The sequence below is a fragment of the Longimicrobiaceae bacterium genome (assembly GCA_035936415.1).
GTDB lineage: Bacteria > Gemmatimonadota > Gemmatimonadetes > Longimicrobiales > Longimicrobiaceae > JAFAYN01.
The window spans coordinates 1-3,723 of sequence record DASYWD010000446.1; the positions used below are offsets into that span (position 1 = coordinate 1).

General features: G+C 71.4%; 4 protein-coding genes. All 4 read right to left on the bottom strand.

All coding sequences use genetic code 11. The features are described 5' to 3' along the window. Nucleotides 1-816, bottom strand: an 816-nt coding sequence (gene truB / locus VGR37_18060) for a tRNA pseudouridine(55) synthase TruB (GenBank protein ID HEV2149313.1), incomplete at its 3' end; no start/stop codon positions are given. Beyond that, nucleotides 813-1,217: a 30S ribosome-binding factor RbfA gene (rbfA, locus tag VGR37_18065; GenBank protein ID HEV2149314.1), complete on the bottom strand. Its 405-nt coding sequence runs from the start codon at nt 1,215-1,217 to the stop codon at nt 813-815. The genes rbfA and truB, both read right to left, overlap by 4 nt. A gap of 94 nt (nt 1,218-1,311) precedes the next feature. Continuing rightward, nucleotides 1,312-1,593: a DUF503 domain-containing protein gene (locus VGR37_18070; protein ID HEV2149315.1), complete on the bottom strand. Its 282-nt coding sequence runs from the start codon at nt 1,591-1,593 to the stop codon at nt 1,312-1,314. 75 nt (nt 1,594-1,668) lie between these two features. Next, the coding region (infB, locus tag VGR37_18075) for a translation initiation factor IF-2 (GenBank protein ID HEV2149316.1) at nt 1,669-3,723 on the bottom strand (2,055 nt) is incomplete at its 5' end.

Sequence of the window (3,723 nt, forward strand, 5' to 3'; positions counted from 1 at the left end):
GTCCGGGGCGGCGAGGGCCCGCCCGTGGCGGACGTCCGCGGCGCCGGACTCGCCGATGCTCACTCGTGGCAGGTGCGACACGGCCCCGGCGGGAGGGAGTGTCGCGGCCAGGACGCGCTCCGTGTCGCCCAGCGCGTCCAGCGGCACCGCGGCCTCCACGGAGTACGGGCCCGTGCGGGTGCGCCGCAGCGCCGTCAGGTGTCCGCCCACGCCCAGCGCTTCCCCGGCGTCGCGGGCGATGGCGCGGATGTAGGTGCCGCTCCCGCACTCCACCTCGAACTCCACCTCCGGGAGCCGCATGCTCAGCACCTCGATCCGGTGGACGACGACGCGCGCCGGCCGCCGCTCCACCGCCTCGCCGCGCCGGGCGGCGGCGTACATCCGCTCGCCGCCCACCTTCTTGGCGGAGAAGATGGGTGGGAGCTGCTCGATCTCGCCCACCTGGCGGCCCAGCGCCTCCCGGATCCGCTCCTCCGTCAGGGCGCCCCATTCCTCGCTGCGGGAGACGGTCTCGCCGGTGAGGTCGTCGGTGTCGGTGGCCTCGCCCAGGCGCATCGTGGCGCGGTAGGTCTTGGGGAGGGGGGTGAGGTACTCCGCCAGGCGCGTGGCCGGGCCGAAGCAGACCAGGAGGAGCCCGGAGGCGAAGGGGTCCAGCGTCCCGGTGTGCCCCACCTGCCGGGTGCGGAGGGCGCGCCGGGAGGCGGCCACCACGTCGTGCGAGGTGGGGCCTTCGGGCTTGTCCACGGCGAGGACGCCGCCGCGCGCGGTGGCGGCGGCGAGCTCCGGGGGTACGTCGGGTGCGGACGGACGGTTCACCCGTTCTCCCGCTCCTCCCCGGCGTCCTCGTCTCCTGCCTCGTCCTCCCTATCCTCGGCCGGCAGAACCTCGCGGAGGAGCGACTCGATCCGGCTGGCCTCGTGGAGGACGCGGTCGAGGTGGAAGTGCAGCTCCGGGACGCGACGCATCTGGAGCTGCTTGCTGAGCTGGCTCCGGATGAAGGACGCGGCGCTCCGCAGCCCCTGGAGCGCGGCCTCCTTCTCGGCGTCGTCGCCCAGCACGGTGACGTACACCTTGGCGTGGTCCAGCTCCGGAGAGGTCTCCACGGCGGTGACGGTCACCATCCCCACGCGGGGATCGCGGACCCCGTCGCGCACCAGCAGGGAGACCTCCTGGCGGAGCTGCTGGTTGATCCGGTCGGTACGGCGGTAGCGCGGCATAAGACCCAGAATTGAAAAAGGGAACAGGCCGGAGGGAGCAGCAAGCAACAACCGTGCAGTCGCAGGCTGCTCCCCGGTCCCTGTCCCCTGTCCCCTAGTAGAACGTGGTGTAGGAGTCGACGATCCGCGCCCCCGACTCCTCCTCCACCATCCGGTCCACGGAGCTGAGCACCGACTGCGCGTGCCGCCGGTCCGCGGAAACCACGCAGGCGGCCAGCTCCGCGCGCTGGTGCGCGTCCTGGTGCGCCGTCTCCGCCACGGAAACGTGGAAGCGGTTGTGGAGCCGGTCCTTCAGGCTCTTCAGCACCTGCCGCTTCTCTTTGAGCGAGCTGCACCCGGCCAGGTGCAGCTCCCAGACCACCAGGCCGACGACCATGGATCCCGCCGGTGTGCCCGTAAGAGAAAGAGGCGCGGCGCGGCTCCGTACCGCACCGCGCCTCCGGACGTCAGGCTAGCGCGCTTCCGAGGCGCCGGCAAGGGTGCGGGCAACCTCCTCGATGCGGTAGCACTCGATGATGTCGCCGACCTTGATGTCGTTGAACCGCTCGACGTTGAGGCCGCACTCGAAGCCCTCGCGCACCTCGCGGACGTCGTCCTTGAAGCGCTTCAGGCTCCCCAGCTCGCCCTCGTACACCTGCACGCCCTCGCGGATGACGCGGACCCGTCCGCGGCGCTGAATCTCGCCATGGGTGACCATGCAGCCGGCCACCGTCCCCACGCGGGGGACCTTGAAGAGCTGGCGGACCTCGGCGGTGCCGAGCAGGACCTCGCGCTCCTCCGGGGAGAGCAGGCCCTCCATGGCCGCCCGGACCTCCTCCACCGCCTCGTAGATGATGTTGTAGAGGCGGATGTCCACGTCCTCCCGCTCGGCGACCACGCGGGCCTCGCCGGTGGGCCGCACGTGGAAGCCGATGACGATGGCCCCGGCCGTGGACGCCAGGAGCACGTCCGACTCGTTGATGGCGCCGACGCCGCGGTGGACGACCTGCACCCCCACCTCGCCGGTGGCGAGCTGCTCCAGCGAGTCCGACAGGGCCTGCACCGAGCCGTCCACGTCGCCCTTGATGACCAGGTTGATCTGCGTGGCCTCGCCCTTCGCGAGCATCCTGGACAGGTCCGTGAGCTTGACGCCACGGCTCTTGATCCGGATTCGCTTCTCCCGCTCCAGCCGCTGCCGCGTCTGGGCGATCTCGGCGGCCCGGTCGGCCTCCATGGCGATGAGCTGGTCGCCGGCCCCGGGGACCCCCGGGAGGCCGAGGATCTGGACCGGGGTCGCCGGACCGGCCTCGGGCACCGGGTGCCCGCGCTCGTCGAGCATGGCGCGGATGCGGCCGTTGTACAGGCCGCAGACCACGTGGTCGCCCACCCGCAGCGTCCCGTTGGTCACCAGCACCGTGGCGACCGGCCCCTTGCCGACGTCGAGCTGGGACTCGATCACCGTCCCGACCGCTTCGCGCGCCGGGTTGGCCTTCAGCTCCAGGATCTCGGCCTGCAGGAGCACCTTCTCCAGCAGGTCGTCCATCCCCATCCCCTTCTTGGCGGAAACGTCGGCCGACATCACGTCGCCGCCGAAGTCCTCCAGGACCACGCCGTGCTGCAGGAGGTCCTGCTTCACGCGCATGGGGTTGGCGTCGGGGAGGTCCACCTTGTTGACCGCCACGATGATCGGCACGCCCGCGTTCCGGGCGTGGCTGATCGCCTCGATCGTCTGCGGCATGACCGAGTCGTCCGCGGCCACCACGAGGATGACCACGTCCGTGACCTCGGCGCCGCGGGCGCGCATCGCGGTGAACGCCGCGTGGCCCGGGGTGTCGAGGAAGGAGATGGCGCGCCCGTCCTGCAGCTGCACGTGGTACGCGCCGATGTGCTGCGTGATGCCGCCGGCCTCGCCCGCGATGACGTTGGTCTTGCGGACGTAGTCCAGGAGCGACGTCTTCCCGTGGTCGACGTGGCCCATGACGGTGACCACCGGCGGACGCGGCTGGAGGTCCTCCGGGGCGTCCTCGGAGACGACCTCCTCCATCTCCGCGCCGTACTCCTCCTCGCGGACGGCCTTGAAGCCGAACTCGTCCAGGAGGAGCTCGATCTGGTCGAAGTCGAGCCGCTGGTTGATGGTGACCATCAGCCCGAGGTTCTTGAACGCCGAGGAGATGATCTGCGTGGCGGTCACGTCGATCAGCTCGGCGAGCTCGGCCACGGTCAGGAACTCGTTGACGCGGACGGTGGTCGCCTCCTCCTGGCGCTGCCGCTGCGCTTCCTCCTCGCGGCGCTCGTGCATGGACGGCCCGGTGTCGCGCTGGCCGCGGCGCTTCTTGCGCCCGCCCGACTCCATGGCCGCCATGGTCTTCTTGAAGTTGTCGTCGACCGCCTCCTGGTCGACCCACCCCTTCTTCTTCTTCTTGTCCTTCTTCTTCCCCCTCCCTGCCTCACCAGCCGCCGGCGCGGCGCCGGCGCGGGCCGGCGGCGCACCCTTGCGCACCGGCGTCGGGGCGAAGCCCTCGCGGGC